The following is a 20,739-nucleotide window of genomic DNA, read 5'->3' on the forward strand; positions in this document are numbered from 1 at the left end:
ATTAATCCCCCTCATATAAGCTTTCTAATATTGATATTAATTCACTTTTTTGTAAACCTATTATTTTTGATAAGTTTATAGATTCTTCTAATTTATCTTCAATCTCTCTTAATTTAGCTTCATATACTAGCTCTTTATTAAAAGATGATACATAGCACCCCTTTCCAGGTACTGTATTTATAAGATTTTGCTTTTCTAATTCTTCATAAGCTCTTTTAGTTGTTATAAAACTTATATTTAAATCTTTTGCTAATGCTCTTATTGATGGTAATTGTTCATTTTCCTTTAAATTATTTGATAGTATAGCTTCTTTTATTTGATTTACTATCTGTAGATATATTGGTAACTCTGATGAATTAGATATTATTATATTCATTTTGACCCCTTTCTGTATCAACTATATAATAACAGTATATACAGTTGATGTGAAAAAATCCAGTATTTTAAATATTATTCGTGATTTTTTCTATATAAAAGTCAGTTTATTGTCAGTTTTATTTATAAATTTATATTTATCAATATTTTATCCACAAAGTTATCAACACCTCTTATAGTAAGGAGTATCGTTATGAGAATAATAGCAAATGAAAATTTTTATTACTTTGCCAATATAGAAAAAATAGGAATAATAATAGAGTATTTAAGAATTATAGATACTAAAACTATAATATTAAAAAATTGCAAGGTAGAAGGTTCTAGTATAATTTTAGATTCCATAAGAATTAAATCAGTTAAAGATATCTTATTTGAAAATAATAATAAAAAGATAACCGTATATACAAATAATAATAAACCAGACTTGAATCCTATTATTATAGAGCTAGATACACCATAAAAATAAAATTTTATATATAGACATGCACTTTTTTATATTCTTTTTGCATATGCTATAACATGCGTAGCGAATATGTAGCAAGTGAAACGTAGTAAGCTTGTGGAATATGAGCGAAGTGGTTATGTTAGTCTATAGCAACCTAGGCAAAGTCTATGTATTTTTAAACTATAAATAAAACAAACAAAAAGAAGGATTTTATCCTTCTTTTTTACTTTAATAAACTTTTATATCCTCTTGCATTTGCAAATAAATCCTCTATCTTAATAATATTACTTATTTTCTTACTTAATACAGAATTAAGAAGATCCATTCCTCCACCTTGAAAAACAACTGCTGATGTATTAATAGGATAATTAAGATTAAGTTCTGTATAAATTTCTTTAAATAAATCATTACAGCTCTTTATAGCAAAATTTATATTTTGCCTTTCTCCTTTATAGTAAAATCCGTTTTCTAAATATTCTTTTATATCATCTAAATTGATCTTAGCATCAAAATATTTAGCTTCTAAAGAGTTCTTTATGCAATTATATATATCTATAGTACCAGTATTTACTTGAGAGCTTTGTATTACCTTTTTATTTTTAATTAAAGCTATGTCAGTTGTTTTTCCTCCAATATCAACTGACACTATATCTTTATGTTTAACATCAAATAAAGTACTGTTAAAATGAGCAATTATTCCTGATACAGACTCCGGAAAGACTTGAACATCAGTTATTCTTATTCTCCTTCTAATATTATTAAATGCTACATCATAAGTTTTATTAACTAGATTACTTATTAATTCATCCTTAAATGTATAGTATTGTTTTATTGGTAATCCTAAACCTATTTTATTTTCTATCGAATTACTACTTTTACATATAGCCCCTAATAACAGTGGAATATAATTATCTTTATCAAACTTTCTATAATCTATTTCTAACCTACCAGTACCAAGATAATAAGTTTTACTATCTATTTCAATTTTATCAAATTTATTGCCATATTCTATATTTTCACTTACTGCACTCTTAAATATTATACCTTCGCTTGTTTTAACATTATAATTACCTATATCTATACCTAAATTCATTTAGATCCCCCTTAAAATTCCCAATCAACATTATCTATTTCATTAGTTTCGCTTCTACGATCTTCTTTTGTTGGTAATTTCATATCTTTGTTATCTAAATAAAATCTAATACATTCTTTAATAAATGCACTCTTATCATAAGCCTTTATAACTTCTTGATATAGCTTATTTTCCGTGTCATTATTTTTAAAGCTAACCTGTATTCTAGCCATATTTTTACTCCTTTTTAAGGTACTTAACTCAAAAGTGTGTAAAGTTTGATAGCTATAATAGTGTATATTTACACACTTTTAAACATTATTAAGGTAATTTACATACAATATTATTCTATTATTATAGATATATTTAAATTTTGGTAACTTTGTATAGACTTCTCAAATACTTTTAACCCCATTCTATTTTTTATAACTATCAAATCCCCATCTATCTTATATGTGTATGTTTTTTCTTCAAATTTTCTAGTAGTTATAGTATTCTCTGTAATACTTATAACCTTATGTCCTGCTTCTTTAAATATATTATTTATAGCTTTTACTACTCTATCGTTCATTTTAATTCATCTCTTTTCTTTATTAATTATTTTTAAGTTCTGGAGGAAGTTTAGTTATAAAAGATTGATATCCATCCTTAGATTTAATTAATCTATTGTGCTAGTTAAAATTTTTCCAAATAAAGTAAATTGCTTTTCGCAAAAAATAATACCTTATTATAGGTTGGTATTTGTAAATTTTAACCAAATACTAACCTTTTTATTTTAGCTATAGAATCATAATTTCCCATAAGTTTATTTATTAAAAATGAAATATTATGAGCTAAAACTTTTATCGAAGTTCTAGTTATAAATCCTAGCATTGATTTACTTTTAACTTTATTTAAATTTAATTGCTCTGTTAATTGAGAAAAGCTGGTTTCTATCCTTCTTCTGATTTTAAATATTAGTTGTCTTATTTCTTTTGGATAGTTATCTTTGCTATTACCTCTTTTTAAGAATAATAAATTTATATCTCTTTCACCTTTTAACTCAGGCGTTAGCCTTTTATTGACATATCCTTTATCACCTATAATAGAAATAGAATTATATTTATCACATAAATCCCACACTGTATTTCTATCATCTATGTTGGCTGGAGTTATAACATAGTCAGTTAAGAAACCGTCTACTGTAGTAAGTGCATGAAACTTAAATCCAAAATATGTTTGTTTCTTTGATGGACATCTACCATAAGAGGCTTCGCCTTTAAAGCACTTGCTAAAATGAGCTCTACCAAACTCACATACAGGAATAGGCATGCTGTCTATAATTCTTATATTATTAGAATACGCTTGAATATATTCTGAAATATATTCTCGTATTTCTTTAATTACAGCATGTAGATTTCGTTTAGTTCTATTAAATCTAGTTCTATCTCCTAATTTAGGAAATAGTTTTATATATTCTCTGCTCAATAAACTAAAGAATGCTTTTTCTGAGTCAATAGTCAGAAGTTCTCCAACTATACTTATAGTGATTATTTCACTATCTGAAAGCTTACACTCCTTAATATTACGTCTATTTCTAATGCTTATAGGAATAATATCGTTGTACACATCATCAACTATTGTATAAATTATAGTAAATAAATCAGTTAAATTTTCAATTTCTTGGATATAATAATTATTAAGCTCCAACATTATAGTAACCCTCCTTTAGATTAATGCTACTAATCTTAGGGTGCTATATTTGTTGGAGTTTTATTATTGTAAAAATTAACTAGCACAACGAGTTAATTAAATTTAAGCTATGATATTGTTTTAAATTAAGTAAATCATCTAAGCAATAACCATGAATATTAAACTCTTCCTCTAAAGCTTCAAATGCTTTTTTATCTACTCCCGATATTAACATATAACTTGCATTAGAATTTTTAAGAGCTGATTGAGCTTCTTTGGATAATTGATCCATATAATGTAGTGTTAAAACATATTTTAATCCAAACTTAGCACTCTGTACAAACTGCTTAGTTAATAACTTTTGCGATGTAGGAGATTGAAATACTTCATCTATAAGTACTGTACATCTTCCAGGATGTTCGTGCATAGTACCTCTTACTTTAGTTGATATCCAAATTTTTTGAATAAAAAATGTTGTTAGTATATCTATTGATATATCATCATCAAAGTCTATATCCCTCATTCTTATTAATATAACTTTACCTTGTTCCATAGCTTTTACAAAATCAACGTTATCTTTAGGATCCTTTGATAACATGCTATCTATAACTAAATTTTCTCTTAATAAATCAATTCTATCTATTATACCCTCTATCTTGTTATCTTTAGTCCCACATATCATTGGAATAGGATTATCTTTTGTTACTTTACTATAATCATCCAACTCCTCTAAAGCTATAATACTATCTTCTAAATCTATTTTTAACTCATCTGATAATTTATCAATAAACTCATGTCTAACTGTATGACTTTGAAGTATCTTTAATATATCTTTCATGCTAGTTCCAGGGCTACAAAATGCAACTCTTGCAGCTGCACCTAAATACTTTCTCATTTTAGGTGCTAACTGTTTATCATCATTATTAATAATATTTACTAATTGTAATACATAGTTAGCTTGCATCCTAGCTATTTTAAGTATTTCATCTTTGCTCATACCTTCTTTAATTTTTATCTCATTATACGTTAATGATTGAATACATTTAGGATTAGATAAATCTATTTCTATAAGTCTATCAACTGGAGTAATACCTTTTATTTTTTCTGCTAATTCTGTATTCTTAATAAAATCTATTACTATAAGACCTTCTCCTGCATCTATAATATCCTTACACATATTTATACTAAAAGTAGATTTCCCACTTCTAGAACCTCCCATAATAGCTAGAGGTAATGATTGTAAACTTTTATCATTGCTTAAATATGCACATTCTTTATTGTCCTTGTATTTAACTTCTCCTAAATTAACAACTCCTGTTTTTAATTCTTCTGGTACTGGATTCTCTTTAGTTTGTTTATGTTCTATATTTTTATATTGATTTAATAAACTCGCTCCAGGTAAGGCTATAAAATTATTACATTCATCTTCGCTAGTCATATTTACAGTTACATCATTTATAATTGTTGAATATATATTAATTTTCTTATTGATTTTTTTACCTACCAACTTATTATCCTCAGATATTTCATCAAAACTATTACAAGCTGATAAAGATAACTGTTTTTCACGCTCTTTTTTATCACTTTTACTTAAAATTATCACTTGAGATTTACATATATTGTTTTTAGCCTTTCTAACAGTGCTAGGAGATTCTATTTTATTTGTAGATATAAATAGTTGATGATTAATTTTAGATGTGCTTAAAATCGAATTTACAAGGTCATCTAAAAAGGTTATTAAAAATTTAAGTGTAATAATACCTAAATCGATAACATTTTTACTCTTTTTTAAGTTTTCTCCATTTTTATATCGTTCGATAGCTTCTTTATATGTTATCTTAAAATAATTACTTTCTTGTTCGCTAGTTGGAATAAAGTTATAAAATATACCTACGCATTCATTTTGCTCTAGAACTTCTAAAACTGACATATTAGAAGATAATAACTCATTATTTCTTTTATCTACGCTTAAACTCAAAGAATCATTCATACTATATCTAAGTTGATACTTAGTGCACTCATTAGGATCAATAGGAATACTATCAACTTCCCTTATCTCTATATTCTTCCAAACTTCTGTAAACTTGCTTTTAAATTTTATAAAATGTACTTTTGGTATTATAAAATAGAACCCAACATCTTTTTTAGTTATATGAATGTAATAAGAAGCTTTTAATGTATTTTTTATTATGAGCTTTTTATTCTCTATAGTTATAAGTTTATTAACTTTAACATACATGCTATTAATTAATGTTGCTATGCTACTTGTAGAGTTATTTTTATTTGACTTAGTTGGTATTAACTGTACTGTTATATATTCAGCTTTCTTAACTTCTAATAATTTACTCATAGGAATACTTTTAGTTTTCTTAAATTCCAATTAAAACACCACCTAATATTTTAAGTATCATATAAATTGCAGGTGCTATAAAAGCAAAATCTTTTCCTTTTTTAAGACCAAACAAGTATAGTATTAATCCAATTACACCACCTATAACACATATCCAATAACTAGAAAGTACAATATTTTTAAATATCTCAGTTAAAATCATATTTATTTTATTATGTGCTCCTTCAATCATTATTTCGCCCCAGCTTAAAGGATTCCATAAATTTAAGTTGTTCATATATACCCCTCCTTAGAATTTTATTTTGCTAAATAAATCAAATAGTTGAGGATATAAACTTATAAATACATACGCTAGAATATATATTAATCCATTGTTTATAGCATTTTTAACATTTCCACCATTTAAAACAGTTACTATCATATCTTTTACTCCAAATCCTATGCATCCCCATTTTGCAAATGCCATTAATAACTCTAAAATTTGCATACCAGCGGCATCTAAGCTAGTGCTAAAGTCATTTGCAAATACAAAGTTTATATTAAAGTGTAATAATAAAGCAGTAATAAAAACTAATCTAGTATACATAATTTTATTATTTTTTATATTATCTATAAGTCTCTCTACTAAAGTAATATCTTTACTTGTGTACTCTTTTCTAAATTCCTTTAAAGTGTAACTTTTAACCCTATATCTATTTAATAACATGAATAATCCCCCTTAAATTTGTAAATAATAATCTTATAATTTTTTATCGGAGGTGTTTTTAATATGCCATCGTTTGTATATTGGTTTGGAGCAGCTGCTCTTATAGATATTGTTCAGAAAATACTTTTCTAATTGTTAATCTTTGATATGCTTTAATTTATCGTTAGTTTATGTGCAGGCGCACTTGAATAGATTTTTAGAATTTAATTGAAGGGTTCTAAAATTTTTTATCGAATTGTATAACAGAATTATATTTTTATAATTCATTCACATTTGAGCTCTATGGATGGCGGTCCTGGAGCTCTTTAATTTTACTCACTCTTTTGCATAAGTTCAAACATATGCATCTTTATAAATCCACTTGGACCTACTCCTTTAGATTTTCTTTTAATCCATTCATATAACTCTACTTCATCAGGATCTAGACTCTTAAAGGATACATTAATTCTTAAATCTTCTCTGCTATTACTTTTATTCTTAGAATTCATTATATTGTGCTCCTTTCTGTGTTGCTATACTTCATTCTATGTTAACGGGAGCATATTGATGCACGTCCTAGTTATATTTTTTATAAATTTTGGAAATAAACTTTATGAGGTGATATTATGAATTTAAATTATTTAGGATATGGATTATTAATAGGACCTGCTATTTTAGTTATAGGAGGCATAGTTTGGTGCTGCTTAGTGATAAATAATGATATATAAACCTATTTATTATGTTTTTTTCTTAAATAACTATAAATATAAACATAAATCTGCTACAATCCATTTTGTGGGGAAAATTATAATATTAGGGAGGATTATATGTTACAAAAATTTAAAAGTTTAAGTAAAAGAAAGAAAATTATATTTGGTGTTTTAGCTTTCATTTTGTTACCAGTAACATTGTTAGCTTTAAGTTTTGAATTAGCTATAAACGGAGCTAAAAATAAAAAAATAGGTAAAATGATACTAGGTATTTGTGCTTCTGCATTTTTAATATTCTCATTTATAGTTTCTGAAAATCAAACAGATACCAACACTACATCAAATAACAATGAGAATGTCGAAGTAGCTAATGATGATACTAATACTAAAGACAATTTAGAAAAAGAAACTTTAAGCAGTGAAGAACTTATAAGTAAACTAGAAACATATGAAGGAATCTATGCAGTGATACCTGCAGCTATACAAGAAGCATCACAAAACAATGATAAATTAGAAATGCAAAAGACATTTGCAGATGGTCGTGATATTCTTGAAAAATGTTGGCAAGAATTAAGCGATTTAAAAAGAGATTATAGTAGCGAGAGTAATGAATATAAAGCTATAGATAATCTACACTTAGCTTTCTTTACTCTTAGAGATGCTTGTAAGTCTGGTATAAAATATTTAGACAAAAATGAATATAAATACTTTGAAAAATACGAAGACAACTGTAATTCTGCTGGAGCATGGATCAACGATTATTTAGTATATAAAGAAAAAATTCAATAATATAAAAATAAAATGCCAAGTATAAAAAACTTGGCATTTTATTTTTATTGTTGATATTATGCAAATTTGGTTATCAGTTACCACCTGTAGTAGCTAAAGAATCTCTTATGTGTTCTACTACTAACACGACGAGTTGTTACTTATATTATAACATACTATCTTGGAATTAAATATGTATCTTTATAACCTTTGTTTATTAGTTCTTGTTGCATTTTTTTAGCATTTTCATATTCACAAGCAGTTACGCAAACTGCATATAGTTTTTTATCAATAGATGAAGTGCTAGAATTATTATTTTCAGTTATAGTCTTATCAGCTATTCCTTCTGCTATTAATTTAGCTATCTTTTCTCTATTAGATGTATATTTATCAGTATCACTTTTATTAGATACAAAGCAAGTTTCTATTAATATTGCAGGTGGATTAGTTAATCTTAACCAACCTAAATCACGTTTTAGATCATTTATATCATGTTTTATTTTTCTGTCTTTAAATTCAGTCTTTAGTTTATTTTGAACTCTTTGAGCATACACTTTTCCCTTACTGCTTCTATATATAACCTCTGCACCATTAGCTGTTGCATTGTCTGAGCGATTAAAGTGTATTTGTACAACTAAATCATAATTTTTAGAATTAGCTTTTTTAGCTTGTTGATTTATATAATCACTTCCACTATTTACTTCATGATAATCTGCTTCATAACCTAGCTTTTTAAGGTATTCAACTATAAATTTAGCTAATACTCTATTTTCTTGACTCTCATTTATAAAACCTACTGCACCAGTACCTTTTCCAGTAAGAGTATGTCCTGCTGATATTAATATTTTCATAACTATACACCTACCTTGTCTAATATTTTGTCTACCTTAACAGTTAAATCTTTAGCTAGTACATCATTTGTAGCTACAACTTTTGCTATGACCTCTCTGTTGTATGCTATTTCATTTAACAGCCTGTCCTTATCTTCTTTAGAATCTTCCCTTAATATCTCTATAGTTTTTTGAGTATCTTCTCTATTATTTTTTATTTGTTTATCTACCCATATAGCAAGAGCTACCATACAAGCTCCATAAAATCCTATACTACCTACTATTTCTGTAAAATTCATAATACACCACCTTTTGAAAGAATAAAAGGCTAGATTAATTTCTAGCCATAAAAAAAGAACCTCTCCTGGTCCTATAATCTATACTTCTGGAATTGTAGTTGGGATATCATATACTGGAGGATATAATAAATCGAATAACTGGTCATATTCTTCTTGAGTTATTCTTGGTCTAGATCCTGCTGCATATTTATTTAATATCCTTTCCATATCCTCTTTACTATCATAGTTTTCCATTTCTATCATTTGTTTTAATTGATTAAAGTAAGTTGAACTTCTTCCAAACATAGTAAATACCTCCGTTAAATTTATTTTTGCTGTTGGATTTATACTTGTTATTAAGTCCTCTAAGGCCCATTCTAAATCCATCATACGCATATCATTTTCAACTATAGTTCTATCTTGAACTTTCTGACTTTCTAATAGAGCCGAATTTTCGGCTTCTAAAATGGATATTTTATCTTGCATTAATTCAATTTCAGTAGGCTCTTGTGGTAGAGTTGGTAATTCTTCGTAACTAAATATTAATTCTTTAGTTTCTAAGTTTACCATAACTCCCGTACTATCTTTAGATAATTTAGGATATTCACCATAGCTAAACTGTAACAACCCTATAGTATTTTTGTCCCTCTCTTTTAACTCTGTATATATTTCTATATCTTCATCAAAAGTTGTTTCTTTTACATACCCTTGCATATCACCAATTATTTTTATTACATTTCCTGTAATAGTGCAATAATATATTTTAGTTCCTATTTGTTTTATCATTTTATCACCTCTTTATTCAAAAGCTATCCATGAGTATGTACTTCCTTGAGAAGTACTTGGAAGTCTTACATTACCATTACTTAGAAAAACTTTCTCATTTGCTCTAATTGAATACATATTAGAAGTCCCTGCATTGAGAACTTGATTAGCTCCAAATTGAATATATGGAGAAAAATTTGTATAATATTGGCTTAAGTTAGAAAGAAAACCGAATCCAACTGAATTATTTTTTGCTATATATATAATTGAAGTAGGGACAAAATCCAAACCAACTATATCAAAATAAGTCATATTCGCAGAATTCCCCCCAAGATAAGGGAATTGATAACTCGAAGTCCCAGTTGTGGCTTCACCCATAGCCCATTTTTTACCTATAGAAATATCTTTAACTTTATTAATCAAACTTAACATTCCATCAATTTCATTACATTCTATATCTTTATCAATAAGTACATTTTTAAAATAATCTTTTGTAACTTGTAAAGAATTTTCAATCTCTATAACTTTATCTTTAACATCTTTTAAAGAGGAATTTTCTTCTAATTTATCTATTTCTTTTCTTAGATTTATTATTTTACCTTCGCTAGTTTCATAGTATTTTCCCTCTATAGCACAATCAAAGACAGTTATCCAATCTTGACCATTTACACTTACTTCTGTCTTAGTTTCATGGTATTGAGTTGTAGTGTTAGCATTTGGGAAATATCTTCTTATTCTTATTCTATCTATATCGTAAATGCCACCTAAGTCAATCGTGACATTTCCTAAGTCGGAGAATGTAAATGATATATCATCACTTCCATCTGTAACAATAGAAGGATCATTTGTTCCTACTTTTGAAGATGTTACAGTTTTTCCTAAGGCTATATTTACATTATCATAATCATAAGCACATATTTCATTCCAGTTATTATTAGCCCCGTTTGTATTTCCGTTTGACCAATCCCTTATATATCGTATTCTCATATTTCACCTCCTATAATAAATCTATAATTTGATTACAAGAAGTTATCAAACTTTCCCTATTTGTTCCTAACTCACTTTGTAAACTTAAAATACTTGTTTTAACTGATGAACCATCAGGCATAAGTATATTATCAGCAGTTAATCCGCTACCAACTTTATTTTCTAATTCTAATATCCTGTTAGCTAATTCCCCTGCCACATCCCCACTTAATATATCTTTTATAGTTTCAAACCAAGTATTAAAGTCTATTTCCCATTGTGTAATTGCAGTCTCCATCCAGTACTGCACATCTTGTCCTCTTTCATCTATGTAACCTTGTAGCTTTCTATATAATTCAGAGGTTTCTATTTCTTTTACTGTTTGTGTAACTATACCACATACACTTTCATCTAACCTAGTATCAGTTATTTTACTTTGTTGTATAGATATAATACCATTTTCAACTAATATATCAGATATAGATAATTCATAAGCATTAACACCTCGTTCTAAATCAGGAGCAATAGGATTAGATGCAAATATACCTTTTTTAACATATGCTCTTATTTCTCTGTTTATAAAATCACATCTTAATACCACTCTATCAATTCTTTTTAATGCACTATCTGCATATTCTACTGTTAAAGTTAAATTATCAGTATTATGATACATATAACCATTTATCCAAGCATAACCGGGAGATAGATTTATAGTCATATCTCCATTAGCTGTTACTAGTAAATTAGTGCTTGGATTAGGGAAAACTCCATTTCCTATAAAAGTACTAAAGTATTCTGCAAAGTCACTAGATTTATATTTTCTATCTCCATTTAATGAAGTAAAAAATGAACTTTTTTCTGCCATGCTATCGCCTCATTTTTCTTTTTATTTTTTCAATTAAAGTAGGTATATTATTACCTATTTCTATATCAATATTTAAGCCTTCCTCATCATAGGTTTCTGTTATTGATACAATTCTTTCATTAAGCATTAATCCCCATTTTTTATTAATAATGCTAACTTTATCACCTAGATCATAATCCGTTCTATATATTAAATTATTAGTATTAGATATAACACAGTCAAAAGTTTCTATTTTAGTATATTCTGATAGCTTATCATTTCCTCTAGCTTCTAACAATTTATTGTATGTTTCAATAGGTATTTCCACTTCATAAGTTTCTTCTATTTCTTCCCCTGTGAGTTCATCTGTAACTATTCTAGTTTTACTTTCTTTATCTGAAATATCTCTAGCATCTACAAATAGTTCATATCTATTTAGCCCTTCGTTTTCAATACCTAAAGTTAAAGTTTTTCTATTTTCATCTTCGCCAGCTCCTGCAACTAAAACCATATTTCTATAATTATTATCGCTATCTACATACTTTTGTTTGATTACATTTTCAAATTCAGTACTAAATATAGCTTTTGAATTAAGATTTTGATTAACTGTCCTATCTAGACCTTTATAAACTTCAAATATGTATTGTTTATTAGGTAAATCTAAATCTATTTTATAACCTAGCTCATTTGTAGTTGCTATCGATTCTATTTCCTGTAATAAAGGTTTATAATGACTGTTATAATCTACTTCTTGACCTAAGTTGTTATTAACTCCTTGAATAAGGTTAGGAAGCTTTCTATTAATGTCTTTTGTATCAATGCAGTTAGTATTAATATAATTCCTTATAACAGTTTCTGCATTTCCTTTTTCAAGTTGCTTATATAATGTAATTCTTCTATCTATCCATTGAGTTAGTGAATACCCTTCTACTAATAATACTTCTTCACCATCTTCATTTTCTTCTAACTCTCTATGATCTATATACATAGCTTCTTTTGTATTATCATTTTTAAGAAGTATGTTACCTTTTTTAAGTAGTTCAAACTGTTCAAAAGTAGGTATTATTTGCATAGAGAAAATACTAGATTTATAATAATTTCTTTTCCACATTAAACATTCATAATTATCAATAATTCCTAATACTGTAAAGTTTCTATCTAGTACGTATAATTGCATATTATCACACTCCTAAGTAATAGTTAGTGTAATATATGTACACTTCTAATTGTTCAATCATAGTATCAGAGTCATATCGAATCACATTATCACCTATATCAAGCCATATGAATGTTGAATTAATATCTAAATCATTAAAAATGTTTTTAGTTATACCATTTAAATAACTCTCTACACGTTTATTTCCATGATGTGTAGTAACCGTTATTTCTTCTCCTTCTTGCATAGTATAATTAAGCTTAATGAATTCTTTTGTGTAAACATTATATATTGAAGGGTTTTCAATAACAGTTCTAGCTTTAAATACTACCTTAATAGGAGTTTGTGCATCTCCTTCATTAAATATATTTGTAACTATAGAGTTATTTTTTATAGATAATTCTTTGCCTTCTTCTTCTAATTCTAAATCAAAGAAGAAATTACCTATATCATTCCCAAAATCAGCTCTATTTTCATTTATATCCTCAAAATAAGGTAAAGGCATAGCTAATTGTATTTGAAAACTTACAAGTTCATTTGTAGTTTCATAATCATCATCAAATAAAGGTGCTTGTATTACTCTTAAATTACTAGCACCTCTCAAATATCCTGCATCTGTATATATTTTCATATGACCTTTTAGCTTAGGATTAAAAGCATTATACAACTTTCTTTTTAATATATACCTTTGTTGCTCATTATCAACTTCTAAATAACAATTTAAAGTTAATATTCTATCTTTTAAAATAGTTTTAGATATATTTATACCCTCTTGATATGCACTTTTAGAACTTACTATATCAGATTCTAGTCCATCAAAGCCTTCTGGTTTGAATAAAAAAAGAGGACCTTCTCGATTTAATTCAATAGATATACCTCTTTCATTTTCATATATTATTTTATTTATCAAGTTAGTACCTCCTTTCTAAAAGTTTAATTGCATAGCTAATCTTCTCATTTGTATTTCATCTTGTCTCTTAAGTTCTCTAATACTTAGAGATTTCGGACTATTGTATGTATTATTTATAGTTATTTTCTTTTCTGCTTTATCCTTTTTGTTTATACCTTTTTTAACTTCTTCAAATATTTCTTTTAACTCTTTATTTAAAGTTTTTTCAACTAATGAAGATGCTACACTTTGACTATAAAAAGCTTTATTTAAGTTATTGCTCGATATTCTAGCTCTTTCATAAGTATCTCTATTAAATAAAGATATAGTTTCTACATTATTATCTTTATTAATTTGAATAGATTTAGATTCGCCTGACGGTGATCCTACAGTTTCATATACAGTTCTATATGTAGTTGTTATAATAATTTCCCCACGCACAGGAACACTATACGCCGATCTTATATTATTCCATGATGATATTGCAGAATTAGCCATAGATGTAACACTATTAGTAACACCTAGGTACATGCTAGTTGCACTTTGTTTTGCACTATTTGCCATCATCTCTGCGGACATTCGAATACCGTTATACATATCACTTCCTGCTTGTTTTGCAACTTGAGCTAATAGTATAAATGACTGTTTTGCTCCATTGTACATATTAGTGGCTTCTTGTTGAATGCTTCTATTAGCTTTTTTAAAGTCAGCATCTGTATCCGTTGCAACCTTAGAAGTATTAGTCTTAGCATCTTTAGACATTTTAGACATATTTTGTTCTACAGATTTAGCACCTTCTGCAGTATTCTTACTTGCACTAGAAGCAGCTTTTTTAGTATTCGTGTCCGTGTCTGTTGCTATCCCTTTAGTATTAATATTTGCCTTATCTTTTGCATCTTTTGTATTTTTATCTACATCAGTAGCTAAGTCTTTTGTATTCTTAGACGCTTTGTCTTTAGCACTTTTAGTATTAGCATCAATTTTAGAACTCATATCTTTAGTAGCTTTATCAGCCTCATTAGACATACTATTCATATGCGTAGTACTTTCTGTTCTAAGCTGATTTATAAGTGTAGCTCCATCAATACCCATGCTATTAAGATTATTTAATATAGCATCTTTCATTTGTTGTGTATTCATTGATCCATCTAAACTTATACCACTAAATATACCACTCCATGTTGTTCCCATGCTAGTTAATTGAGTAAAAGTTTCCTGGTCCATACTTTGCAATTCAGCTACTACATTATCAGCCATTTCACTAGCACCTTGTTGACCTATAGTTTTAAACTGATTAAATACATTTGTAGCGGTTTGTTTAAATGCTTCACCTTCAATTAGCATATTTTCATTTATTAATTTCATTGCTTTATCCATATCTTGTTGAAGTGTGTCTGTGCTAAACTTACCACTAGTAGCCATACTTTCTAAGTTAGCTGTAAACTTTTTAGTAGCTTGCTCATTATCCATATTTGTAGTTATACCTTCAAATAGTACAGCCATAGAATCACTTGTACCTCTTAAGATTGTAAGAGACTGTTCATCTAAATTTTGCATATTATCTGTAAATATTTTAGCTACTTGACTGGAATTATCTCTCGTAAGATTAGGTAACTCTTGCATAGCTAAATCAAAGGTATTAACTACTCCCTGTAAATCTTGTTCAGTTGAAGCCTTAATTAATTCTAAGGCAGTAGATGTTTCTGCTACTATATTACTCATAGCTTTTGCGGTATTATTTTCAACTTTGGCCCATCCTTCTTTGACTATATCATCTACTTTACTAAACTTGCCTGTTAATATAGCTCCTATAGCTTCAGCTGCAGTAGTTATTATTATAATCATATTACCAAATGTAAGTTGAACTACTCCAGCTATAAACTCACATATAGCACCTAAAATAGTTCCAAATACACCAAATTTATCTTGCAAAAAACTTAATGCATTAGCATTATCACCTATCGCTGTTATTAATCCAACTACCGCGGCAACAACTAAAGCTATTGCTATTGGAACTGCTAATGTGGCTCCCTGAAATGCTAACACGGCACCTTTAGCCAAGTTAAACCCTGTTACCATATTAGGCAACATAGTCAATAAAGTCCCACCTATCATTAAAAAAGGTCCTATGGCCGCTACCAAAGCACCTATAGCTACTATAAATGTTTGAGTTCCTTCATCCAGGTTATTGAACCATGTAAGACAATCTGTAAGCCATTCTATTACTCCTTCAAACATAGGTATTAATCTTTCTCCTACAACAATACAAGCACCTTCAAAAGCAGATTTAAGATTATCTATAGCTCCTTTTAAATTATCCTGCATAGTTTCATACATTTTACTAGCAGTTCCGTCAGAATTTCTTATTCCTTCTTCAAATTCTCGTATTTTTGGAATACCAGCTTCAAATGCCATATTTACGCCTTTTAAAGCTTCTGTCCCCCATATAGATGATAATGCTTGATCTCTTTGAGCTGTAGTCATTCCCTGAGTAGCTTTATCTACATCTGCAAGTATATCTGTCATATCCCTATAGTTACCTTGAGAGTCTACTATAGCAACTTTAGTTTTACCTATAGCTATAGCACCATCTTCTGCATTCTTCTTCATGTCTCTGAACATAGCATTTAAAGTGGTACCAGCTGAAGAACCTTTAAGTCCTTGGTCTGCAAATGTTCCTAATAATGCAGTTGTATCTGCTAGGTCATAACCCATAGCATTAGCTGAAGCTCCACAGTACTTGAGAGCCTCTCCTAATTGTTGTACATCTGTATTCGAGTTAGCTTGAGCATATGCTAACATATCAGTCATTTTAGTTGCTTCATTAGCTTTCATACCAAACATTGACATAGTATCGGTTACTATATCAGTAGTTAAAGCTAAGTCCATACCAGCTGCACCGGCTAATTTTAAAGAAGGTTCAAGCCCTGCTGCCATTTGCTCAGCATCCCAACCAGCTAAAGCCATATAAGAAAGTGCATCACTTGCCTCAGTAGCACTAAATTTCGTGCTAGCTCCCATTTCTTTAGCTTTATCTTCAAGCATTTTTAGCTCAGAACCTGTAGCACCGCTTAATGCCGATACTTTACTCATACCAGCTTGGAAATCTCCAGCAGTCTTTATAGATAAAGCTCCTACTCCAAGTAAAGGTACTGAAACAAACTTAGTAAGATTAGCTCCTGCACTTTTCATAACTCCACCTAGAGCTTCCATTTTCTGACCACTAGTTGCAGTATCTTTATTAAATATTCCTAACTGTTGAGTTGCTGATTTTATACCTTTTTCAAAACCTTTAATATCTAAATCTAAATAACCTATTGCAGTACCTGCATTTATACTCATAGATTTCCTCCTTTCTCTAGAGCCATATCTAGGAAAGTTCTTCTTGTTCCATCTTCTTTAAGTCTCTTTTCATCAAATATAACTTTTGTATCTTTATCTTCCAGAGCTAATTGAATATGCAAGCATGCTTCATTAAAACAAAAGGCTGTATATGTATTTGTAATTCCTAAAATTTCGCTAGGAAGTTTATTATAATTCTTTGCTTGCGCTATTATTCTTAAGACTTTCTCTGAACGCACGAAATCGTTCTAATCTACTTGTATCTCCTATTGCATACTCTGCAATCATTGATTTCTGAACTTTATTTAACTCTAAACCTACAGATTTAAAATCATCAACACTAGGTTCTATTAACGCTTGTTTATAAACTATTTCTGTAAATTGCTCTAAATTTTTAACAGCTCTTTCATACTCCTTACCTTTTATTTCATGACCTTTTTGTTTCTTATCAAGTATCTTCTGCACCTCTAATAAAAGAATATTTGGTAATACATCACATTGTACTAAATCAGTTAATGATACTCTTTTTACCTTTACATTTAATACCGACATATCATCAAATCCAGGTATTTCTATAACTTCACCGTTTACTTTTTTAGCTATCTGTTTTAATTCTTCTAAACTTGTTACTTGCATATTAGTCCCTCCTTAAAATAAAAAAGATAGAGAATTTAATCTCTATCCTTAAAATCTACTTCTTTTTTTCTATTTTTAATGGCTCAACTTCCTCATAAAAATCATAACCAAATGCTCTTACTCCACTTGGTAATACATCAACTATTTCTAAGGTATATGGTTTTTGACCTATAGCCGGTCTAGACTTAACCTTATACTCATTAGAATAATATTCTCCATCCTTTAGGTTCACAGGTACATTTCCACCTTTACAGTTAGGGAATGTAAATTTAGCATATTCACCTGTTGCTCCATCATCTCCAACTATTTCAGAATATACTATAGTATCAAAAGCAGTTAAATTAGGTTTTGTACCTATTGCTGTAGGTTCGTACTTTTTGAACTTTCTTGTTTCTGGATCATATTCTATTGTTCCACCCTGTACCACTTGCATAACTTCTGGCGACATAACATTATCTTTAAATGTTAAATCATATCCTAACATTAAATCTGGAACTTCTTTTTTAGCTATTAATTGATTTTTTATTATTAGTTCTTTAGCTTCACCTTCTTTAATAACCTCTTCTGTCTTTATTTCATCAGAAGTCTGAAAAGATAAAGTCCTCGGAGATTGCTCTTTAGTAACTAATTGTACTAAAACTACATCAGTTAAAGGTAGTTGTGTAAATTCATTAGCCATTTAATCGACCTTCTTTCACTTTAATTTTTTTATATGTATATGAAGTCATATATGCTTTTTTATCATCATCAATTATTATAGGCATAGGATCTATAACTCTTTTTAGTTTTTTATAACTCTTCATTTCTGATTTTAGCTTATCAGTATAAATTGATAATGAACTATATTTACCTATAGGATAATAGACCAATATTTCAACTAAATCATTGATGTATGAAGTTCCAGCTATATCACTTTCTCCATTTTCTTTTATAACTAAATAAGGACTTACGCATATTCCTTCATGTTGACCAATAGAATACACATCAAATCCTTTTATTTTTAAATATCTATATAGCTCTGTAAACATTACATCACCTTATTTTAATATATTTGCTAATCCTCTTATTGCTTTAGGACTTATTAAATCAATAGTTGGCTTAACTATTGCATACCGTTTTTCATTACAAAATTCAAGGTATACACCATAACTAGCACCATGACTCAATTCTACTCTAGCTACACTACCATTCCATTTCCAAGTACCATTAAGTGTTTGGTGTGCCTGTCCAGTTCTAGGTGTCCATTTGTAATTGTTTTTTGCATGAGCTTCCATTTTCTTAGCTACACTATCTGCATATAAACCAACTGCTGCTTTAGTTTTAATTTCTCTTTCTGCTATTCCTTTTATAAGGTTATTAGCATCAAATTTAAAACTCATATTAACACCTCTCGACTAACATATCAAAGTAAATATTTAACCTATTTTGGTTACCTAAGTCTTTGATAATATACTTAACATTATCAAGTAAGAAGTAATCATTTTCTTTTATCTTAATAGTATCTTCATCATATACAACCATAAAAAACATCTGCTTACTTCTTTTTACTTGCCCCTTATCAGTAGTAATAGCACTAATTTGAGTATTACCTTCATGGTAAAAGCCTTTTACACTGCATACAAGGTCTTTTCCTCCAAGTTCTCCAAATTCATTTTTAACATCCCTATAAATATCAACATAAGTTGGAAATTTCTCTATTACTTTTTGTATTTTAGGCTTTATTTTATTAGCTATCATAAAATCCTGCTCCCATTAGGTTTATATTTCTTTGCTAGTCTTAACCAGTATGAACTATTATTAGCTAAAGTAAGTCCTCCTGGTAATTGTATACTATCATCTTCGGCTTTTAATAATAAACATTCATATGCAGTATCATTTATGCTATTTTTGTTTTTATTTAAATAATATGCTATTTCTTCATCAGTAAAAAAGGGAGAAGTTTCCTCCCTTAATATTAATTTAAGTTCTTGAATCTCTCCCATTTTAAGTTACTCAACTTTCTTTTTTCTTGTTCTTTTAGTTTTTTGTGGGACTTCCACTTCTTCGACTATTGAAGCTAATCGTGTGCTAGGCTTCATACTTAACAACAAACTTTATTGCATCATGTCTTTTATTTAAAATGAATATGTCTTCAAATGATTCCTCAAAGTATACATATTTACCTTGAGTTAATGCACTTGGAGCTTGTAATTGTGCAAACTCATAAGATGCTATTGGTAATATAGCAGAAGGATGAACTAACATCATAGCTATATCTTTAGCATCTTCAGCAGGTGCAAAACCAGTTGTAAATGTATATTTAGTCTTCATTAATTTAGTTGGTACTGGTATTACTTCAACCTCTTCAAGCCTTGTTACAGCCTTAGCTATTGAAGATTGACCATTAGCTCTTACTATAGTTATCGCATTGTCTATTAATGTTTTTGTATATGTATCAACATATAATATTCTACCAACAGAAGGTACTAACGCTTCATCCATTTCATCCATCAAAGTTTCAAACTTAGTCATTATATTTTCAGAAGTTAAATCAGCACTTTCAGCAACTATTGTTTTTTGTTCATCCTTTAATTTATATAATTGCGATATTGTATAAGCATCCATTTCTGGGAACTTTTCAAATTCATTCATAGTTTTAGTTATATTTTGTATAGTAACAACTTGATTAGTTTCATTTACATCTTTAGGATGCACTAAAGTTTGCCATTGTCTATGATTTTTTAATGTTTTAGTTTCCCAAGCATTGTCAAAATTTCTAGTAAAAGTTCCTATTGTATCTCTATTTCCATCTGTTCTACCACCTACAGTTATAGAAGGTATTTGTATTGTTTTTGCATCTACTACTCTATATTTTGTAGCATTCTCATTGCTCCATAATCTACCAAATCTTAAAACGTTTGGGTAAGCTTGAGCTAAAGCTTGTGAATATTGTTGTGCATAGTTTAAATTTGCCATAT

The 20,739-nt window shown here is 28.4% G+C and carries 27 protein-coding genes; 2 read left to right on the forward strand and 25 right to left on the reverse strand.

Annotated elements, in window-relative coordinates:
* Position 1: 1 nt before the first annotated feature.
* Positions 2-376: a GntR family transcriptional regulator gene (locus BN7997_RS08895; RefSeq protein ID WP_071120454.1), complete on the reverse strand. Its 375-nt coding sequence runs from the start codon at positions 374-376 to the stop codon at positions 2-4.
* Between the two features lie 192 nt (positions 377-568).
* On the opposite strand from BN7997_RS08895, the gene BN7997_RS08900 reads away from it, so the two are divergent.
* Entirely contained in the window at positions 569-835 is a 267-nt protein-coding gene (locus tag BN7997_RS08900; RefSeq protein ID WP_071120455.1) for a hypothetical protein, read from the forward strand.
* A 208-nt stretch (positions 836-1,043) separates the two neighbouring features.
* Here the strand turns inward: BN7997_RS08900 and BN7997_RS08905 are convergent, their stop codons facing one another.
* The 8 genes from BN7997_RS08905 to BN7997_RS15585 all read right to left on the reverse strand — a co-directional run bounded on the left by BN7997_RS08905 (position 1,044) and on the right by BN7997_RS15585 (position 7,107).
* Positions 1,044-1,913 (reverse strand): ParM/StbA family protein, encoded by an 870-nt coding sequence (locus BN7997_RS08905; RefSeq protein WP_071120456.1) that lies wholly within the window; start codon positions 1,911-1,913, stop codon positions 1,044-1,046.
* 11 nt (positions 1,914-1,924) lie between these two features.
* Positions 1,925-2,125, reverse strand: coding sequence for a hypothetical protein (locus BN7997_RS08910; protein ID WP_071120457.1), 201 nt, complete (start codon positions 2,123-2,125; stop codon positions 1,925-1,927).
* 110 nt (positions 2,126-2,235) lie between these two features.
* Complete coding sequence (locus BN7997_RS08915; RefSeq protein WP_071120458.1) at positions 2,236-2,463, reverse strand: hypothetical protein; 228 nt, start codon at positions 2,461-2,463, stop codon at positions 2,236-2,238.
* Between the two features lie 179 nt (positions 2,464-2,642).
* Positions 2,643-3,584 carry an IS982 family transposase gene (locus tag BN7997_RS08920; RefSeq protein ID WP_071119283.1) on the reverse strand — a complete coding sequence of 314 codons (942 nt, stop codon included), beginning with the start codon at positions 3,582-3,584 and terminating at the stop codon, positions 2,643-2,645.
* A 79-nt stretch (positions 3,585-3,663) separates the two neighbouring features.
* Positions 3,664-5,943: a type IV secretory system conjugative DNA transfer family protein gene (locus BN7997_RS08925; protein ID WP_071120459.1), complete on the reverse strand. Its 2,280-nt coding sequence runs from the start codon at positions 5,941-5,943 to the stop codon at positions 3,664-3,666.
* The gene (locus BN7997_RS08930) at positions 5,933-6,190 is read right to left on the reverse strand and encodes a hypothetical protein (protein ID WP_071120460.1); all 258 of its coding nucleotides are present in this window, start codon (positions 6,188-6,190) and stop codon (positions 5,933-5,935) included. The genes BN7997_RS08925 and BN7997_RS08930 overlap by 11 nt, the downstream gene beginning before the upstream one ends.
* A gap of 12 nt (positions 6,191-6,202) precedes the next feature.
* Entirely contained in the window at positions 6,203-6,619 is a 417-nt protein-coding gene (locus BN7997_RS08935; RefSeq protein WP_071120461.1) for a hypothetical protein, read from the reverse strand.
* A gap of 311 nt (positions 6,620-6,930) precedes the next feature.
* On the reverse strand, positions 6,931-7,107 hold the full coding sequence (locus tag BN7997_RS15585; protein WP_154665243.1) for a hypothetical protein: 177 nt from the start codon (positions 7,105-7,107) through the stop codon (positions 6,931-6,933).
* 318 nt (positions 7,108-7,425) lie between these two features.
* On the opposite strand from BN7997_RS15585, the gene BN7997_RS08940 reads away from it, so the two are divergent.
* Positions 7,426-8,097, forward strand: a complete 672-nt coding sequence (locus BN7997_RS08940) for a hypothetical protein (protein WP_071120462.1) — start codon at positions 7,426-7,428, stop codon at positions 8,095-8,097.
* A 155-nt stretch (positions 8,098-8,252) separates the two neighbouring features.
* Here BN7997_RS08940 and BN7997_RS08945 read toward each other — a convergent pair whose 3' ends face one another.
* From BN7997_RS08945 to BN7997_RS09015, 16 genes are all read right to left on the reverse strand, one after another.
* Positions 8,253-8,927, reverse strand: a complete 675-nt coding sequence (locus BN7997_RS08945) for an N-acetylmuramoyl-L-alanine amidase (protein WP_071120463.1) — start codon at positions 8,925-8,927, stop codon at positions 8,253-8,255.
* A gap of 2 nt (positions 8,928-8,929) precedes the next feature.
* Positions 8,930-9,205 (reverse strand): hypothetical protein, encoded by a 276-nt coding sequence (locus BN7997_RS08950; protein ID WP_071120464.1) that lies wholly within the window; start codon positions 9,203-9,205, stop codon positions 8,930-8,932.
* Positions 9,206-9,283: 78 nt separating this feature from the next.
* Positions 9,284-9,970: a hypothetical protein gene (locus tag BN7997_RS08955; protein WP_071120465.1), complete on the reverse strand. Its 687-nt coding sequence runs from the start codon at positions 9,968-9,970 to the stop codon at positions 9,284-9,286.
* Positions 9,971-9,982: 12 nt separating this feature from the next.
* Positions 9,983-10,936: a discoidin domain-containing protein gene (locus tag BN7997_RS08960; protein ID WP_071120466.1), complete on the reverse strand. Its 954-nt coding sequence runs from the start codon at positions 10,934-10,936 to the stop codon at positions 9,983-9,985.
* A 10-nt stretch (positions 10,937-10,946) separates the two neighbouring features.
* Positions 10,947-11,780, reverse strand: coding sequence for a hypothetical protein (locus BN7997_RS08965; RefSeq protein WP_071120467.1), 834 nt, complete (start codon positions 11,778-11,780; stop codon positions 10,947-10,949).
* Position 11,781: 1 nt separating this feature from the next.
* Positions 11,782-12,936 carry a siphovirus ReqiPepy6 Gp37-like family protein gene (locus tag BN7997_RS08970; RefSeq protein WP_071120468.1) on the reverse strand — a complete coding sequence of 385 codons (1,155 nt, stop codon included), beginning with the start codon at positions 12,934-12,936 and terminating at the stop codon, positions 11,782-11,784.
* A 4-nt stretch (positions 12,937-12,940) separates the two neighbouring features.
* Positions 12,941-13,825, reverse strand: a complete 885-nt coding sequence (locus tag BN7997_RS08975) for a phage distal tail protein (RefSeq protein ID WP_071120469.1) — start codon at positions 13,823-13,825, stop codon at positions 12,941-12,943.
* A 15-nt stretch (positions 13,826-13,840) separates the two neighbouring features.
* Complete coding sequence (locus BN7997_RS08980) at positions 13,841-17,146, reverse strand: phage tail tape measure protein (RefSeq protein ID WP_071120470.1); 3,306 nt, start codon at positions 17,144-17,146, stop codon at positions 13,841-13,843.
* A complete protein-coding gene (locus BN7997_RS16225) occupies positions 17,143-17,268 on the reverse strand; it encodes a hypothetical protein (protein WP_278335249.1) in 126 nt (41 codons plus the stop codon). Before BN7997_RS16225 ends, BN7997_RS08980 begins: the two co-directional genes overlap by 4 nt.
* Before the next feature lie 67 nt (positions 17,269-17,335).
* Entirely contained in the window at positions 17,336-17,782 is a 447-nt protein-coding gene (locus BN7997_RS08985) for a hypothetical protein (RefSeq protein WP_071120471.1), read from the reverse strand.
* Between the two features lie 55 nt (positions 17,783-17,837).
* On the reverse strand, positions 17,838-18,461 hold the full coding sequence (locus tag BN7997_RS08990) for a hypothetical protein (protein ID WP_071120472.1): 624 nt from the start codon (positions 18,459-18,461) through the stop codon (positions 17,838-17,840).
* Complete coding sequence (locus BN7997_RS08995) at positions 18,454-18,810, reverse strand: hypothetical protein (RefSeq protein WP_071120473.1); 357 nt, start codon at positions 18,808-18,810, stop codon at positions 18,454-18,456. Before BN7997_RS08995 ends, BN7997_RS08990 begins: the two co-directional genes overlap by 8 nt.
* Before the next feature lie 9 nt (positions 18,811-18,819).
* A complete protein-coding gene (locus tag BN7997_RS09000) occupies positions 18,820-19,161 on the reverse strand; it encodes a hypothetical protein (protein ID WP_071120474.1) in 342 nt (113 codons plus the stop codon).
* Between the two features lies 1 nt (position 19,162).
* Positions 19,163-19,519, reverse strand: coding sequence for a hypothetical protein (locus BN7997_RS09005; RefSeq protein WP_071120475.1), 357 nt, complete (start codon positions 19,517-19,519; stop codon positions 19,163-19,165).
* Positions 19,516-19,764 (reverse strand): hypothetical protein, encoded by a 249-nt coding sequence (locus BN7997_RS09010; RefSeq protein ID WP_071120476.1) that lies wholly within the window; start codon positions 19,762-19,764, stop codon positions 19,516-19,518. The genes BN7997_RS09005 and BN7997_RS09010 overlap by 4 nt, the downstream gene beginning before the upstream one ends.
* An 85-nt stretch (positions 19,765-19,849) precedes the next feature.
* Positions 19,850-20,737: a capsid protein gene (locus BN7997_RS09015; protein ID WP_071120477.1), complete on the reverse strand. Its 888-nt coding sequence runs from the start codon at positions 20,735-20,737 to the stop codon at positions 19,850-19,852.
* Between the last annotated feature and the right edge of the window lie 2 nt (positions 20,738-20,739).

This window comes from Romboutsia timonensis, from assembly GCF_900106845.1.
GTDB classification, from domain to species: Bacteria; Bacillota; Clostridia; order Peptostreptococcales; family Peptostreptococcaceae; genus Romboutsia; species Romboutsia timonensis.

Excerpts from the sequence above, each read along its gene's own strand:
- BN7997_RS08895 (WP_071120454.1), bottom strand. The coding sequence starts at position 376 with ATGAATATAATAATATCTAATTCATCAGAGTTACCAATATATCTACAG.
- BN7997_RS08900 (WP_071120455.1), top strand. The coding sequence starts at position 569 with ATGAGAATAATAGCAAATGAAAATTTTTATTACTTTGCCAATATAGAA.
- BN7997_RS08905 (WP_071120456.1), bottom strand. The coding sequence starts at position 1,913 with ATGAATTTAGGTATAGATATAGGTAATTATAATGTTAAAACAAGCGAA.
- BN7997_RS08910 (WP_071120457.1), bottom strand. The coding sequence starts at position 2,125 with ATGGCTAGAATACAGGTTAGCTTTAAAAATAATGACACGGAAAATAAG.
- BN7997_RS08915 (WP_071120458.1), bottom strand. The coding sequence starts at position 2,463 with ATGAACGATAGAGTAGTAAAAGCTATAAATAATATATTTAAAGAAGCA.
- BN7997_RS08920 (WP_071119283.1), bottom strand. The coding sequence starts at position 3,584 with ATGTTGGAGCTTAATAATTATTATATCCAAGAAATTGAAAATTTAACT.
- BN7997_RS08930 (WP_071120460.1), bottom strand. The coding sequence starts at position 6,190 with ATGAACAACTTAAATTTATGGAATCCTTTAAGCTGGGGCGAAATAATG.
- BN7997_RS08935 (WP_071120461.1), bottom strand. The coding sequence starts at position 6,619 with ATGTTATTAAATAGATATAGGGTTAAAAGTTACACTTTAAAGGAATTT.
- BN7997_RS15585 (WP_154665243.1), bottom strand. The coding sequence starts at position 7,107 with ATGAATTCTAAGAATAAAAGTAATAGCAGAGAAGATTTAAGAATTAAT.
- BN7997_RS08940 (WP_071120462.1), top strand. The coding sequence starts at position 7,426 with ATGTTACAAAAATTTAAAAGTTTAAGTAAAAGAAAGAAAATTATATTT.
- BN7997_RS08945 (WP_071120463.1), bottom strand. The coding sequence starts at position 8,927 with ATGAAAATATTAATATCAGCAGGACATACTCTTACTGGAAAAGGTACT.
- BN7997_RS08950 (WP_071120464.1), bottom strand. The coding sequence starts at position 9,205 with ATGAATTTTACAGAAATAGTAGGTAGTATAGGATTTTATGGAGCTTGT.
- BN7997_RS08955 (WP_071120465.1), bottom strand. The coding sequence starts at position 9,970 with ATGATAAAACAAATAGGAACTAAAATATATTATTGCACTATTACAGGA.
- BN7997_RS08960 (WP_071120466.1), bottom strand. The coding sequence starts at position 10,936 with ATGAGAATACGATATATAAGGGATTGGTCAAACGGAAATACAAACGGG.
- BN7997_RS08965 (WP_071120467.1), bottom strand. The coding sequence starts at position 11,780 with ATGGCAGAAAAAAGTTCATTTTTTACTTCATTAAATGGAGATAGAAAA.
- BN7997_RS08970 (WP_071120468.1), bottom strand. The coding sequence starts at position 12,936 with ATGCAATTATACGTACTAGATAGAAACTTTACAGTATTAGGAATTATT.
- BN7997_RS08980 (WP_071120470.1), bottom strand. The coding sequence starts at position 17,146 with ATGAGTATAAATGCAGGTACTGCAATAGGTTATTTAGATTTAGATATT.
- BN7997_RS08985 (WP_071120471.1), bottom strand. The coding sequence starts at position 17,782 with ATGCAAGTAACAAGTTTAGAAGAATTAAAACAGATAGCTAAAAAAGTA.
- BN7997_RS08990 (WP_071120472.1), bottom strand. The coding sequence starts at position 18,461 with ATGGCTAATGAATTTACACAACTACCTTTAACTGATGTAGTTTTAGTA.
- BN7997_RS08995 (WP_071120473.1), bottom strand. The coding sequence starts at position 18,810 with ATGTTTACAGAGCTATATAGATATTTAAAAATAAAAGGATTTGATGTG.
- BN7997_RS09000 (WP_071120474.1), bottom strand. The coding sequence starts at position 19,161 with ATGAGTTTTAAATTTGATGCTAATAACCTTATAAAAGGAATAGCAGAA.
- BN7997_RS09005 (WP_071120475.1), bottom strand. The coding sequence starts at position 19,519 with ATGATAGCTAATAAAATAAAGCCTAAAATACAAAAAGTAATAGAGAAA.
- BN7997_RS09010 (WP_071120476.1), bottom strand. The coding sequence starts at position 19,764 with ATGGGAGAGATTCAAGAACTTAAATTAATATTAAGGGAGGAAACTTCT.
- BN7997_RS09015 (WP_071120477.1), bottom strand. The coding sequence starts at position 20,737 with ATGGCAAATTTAAACTATGCACAACAATATTCACAAGCTTTAGCTCAA.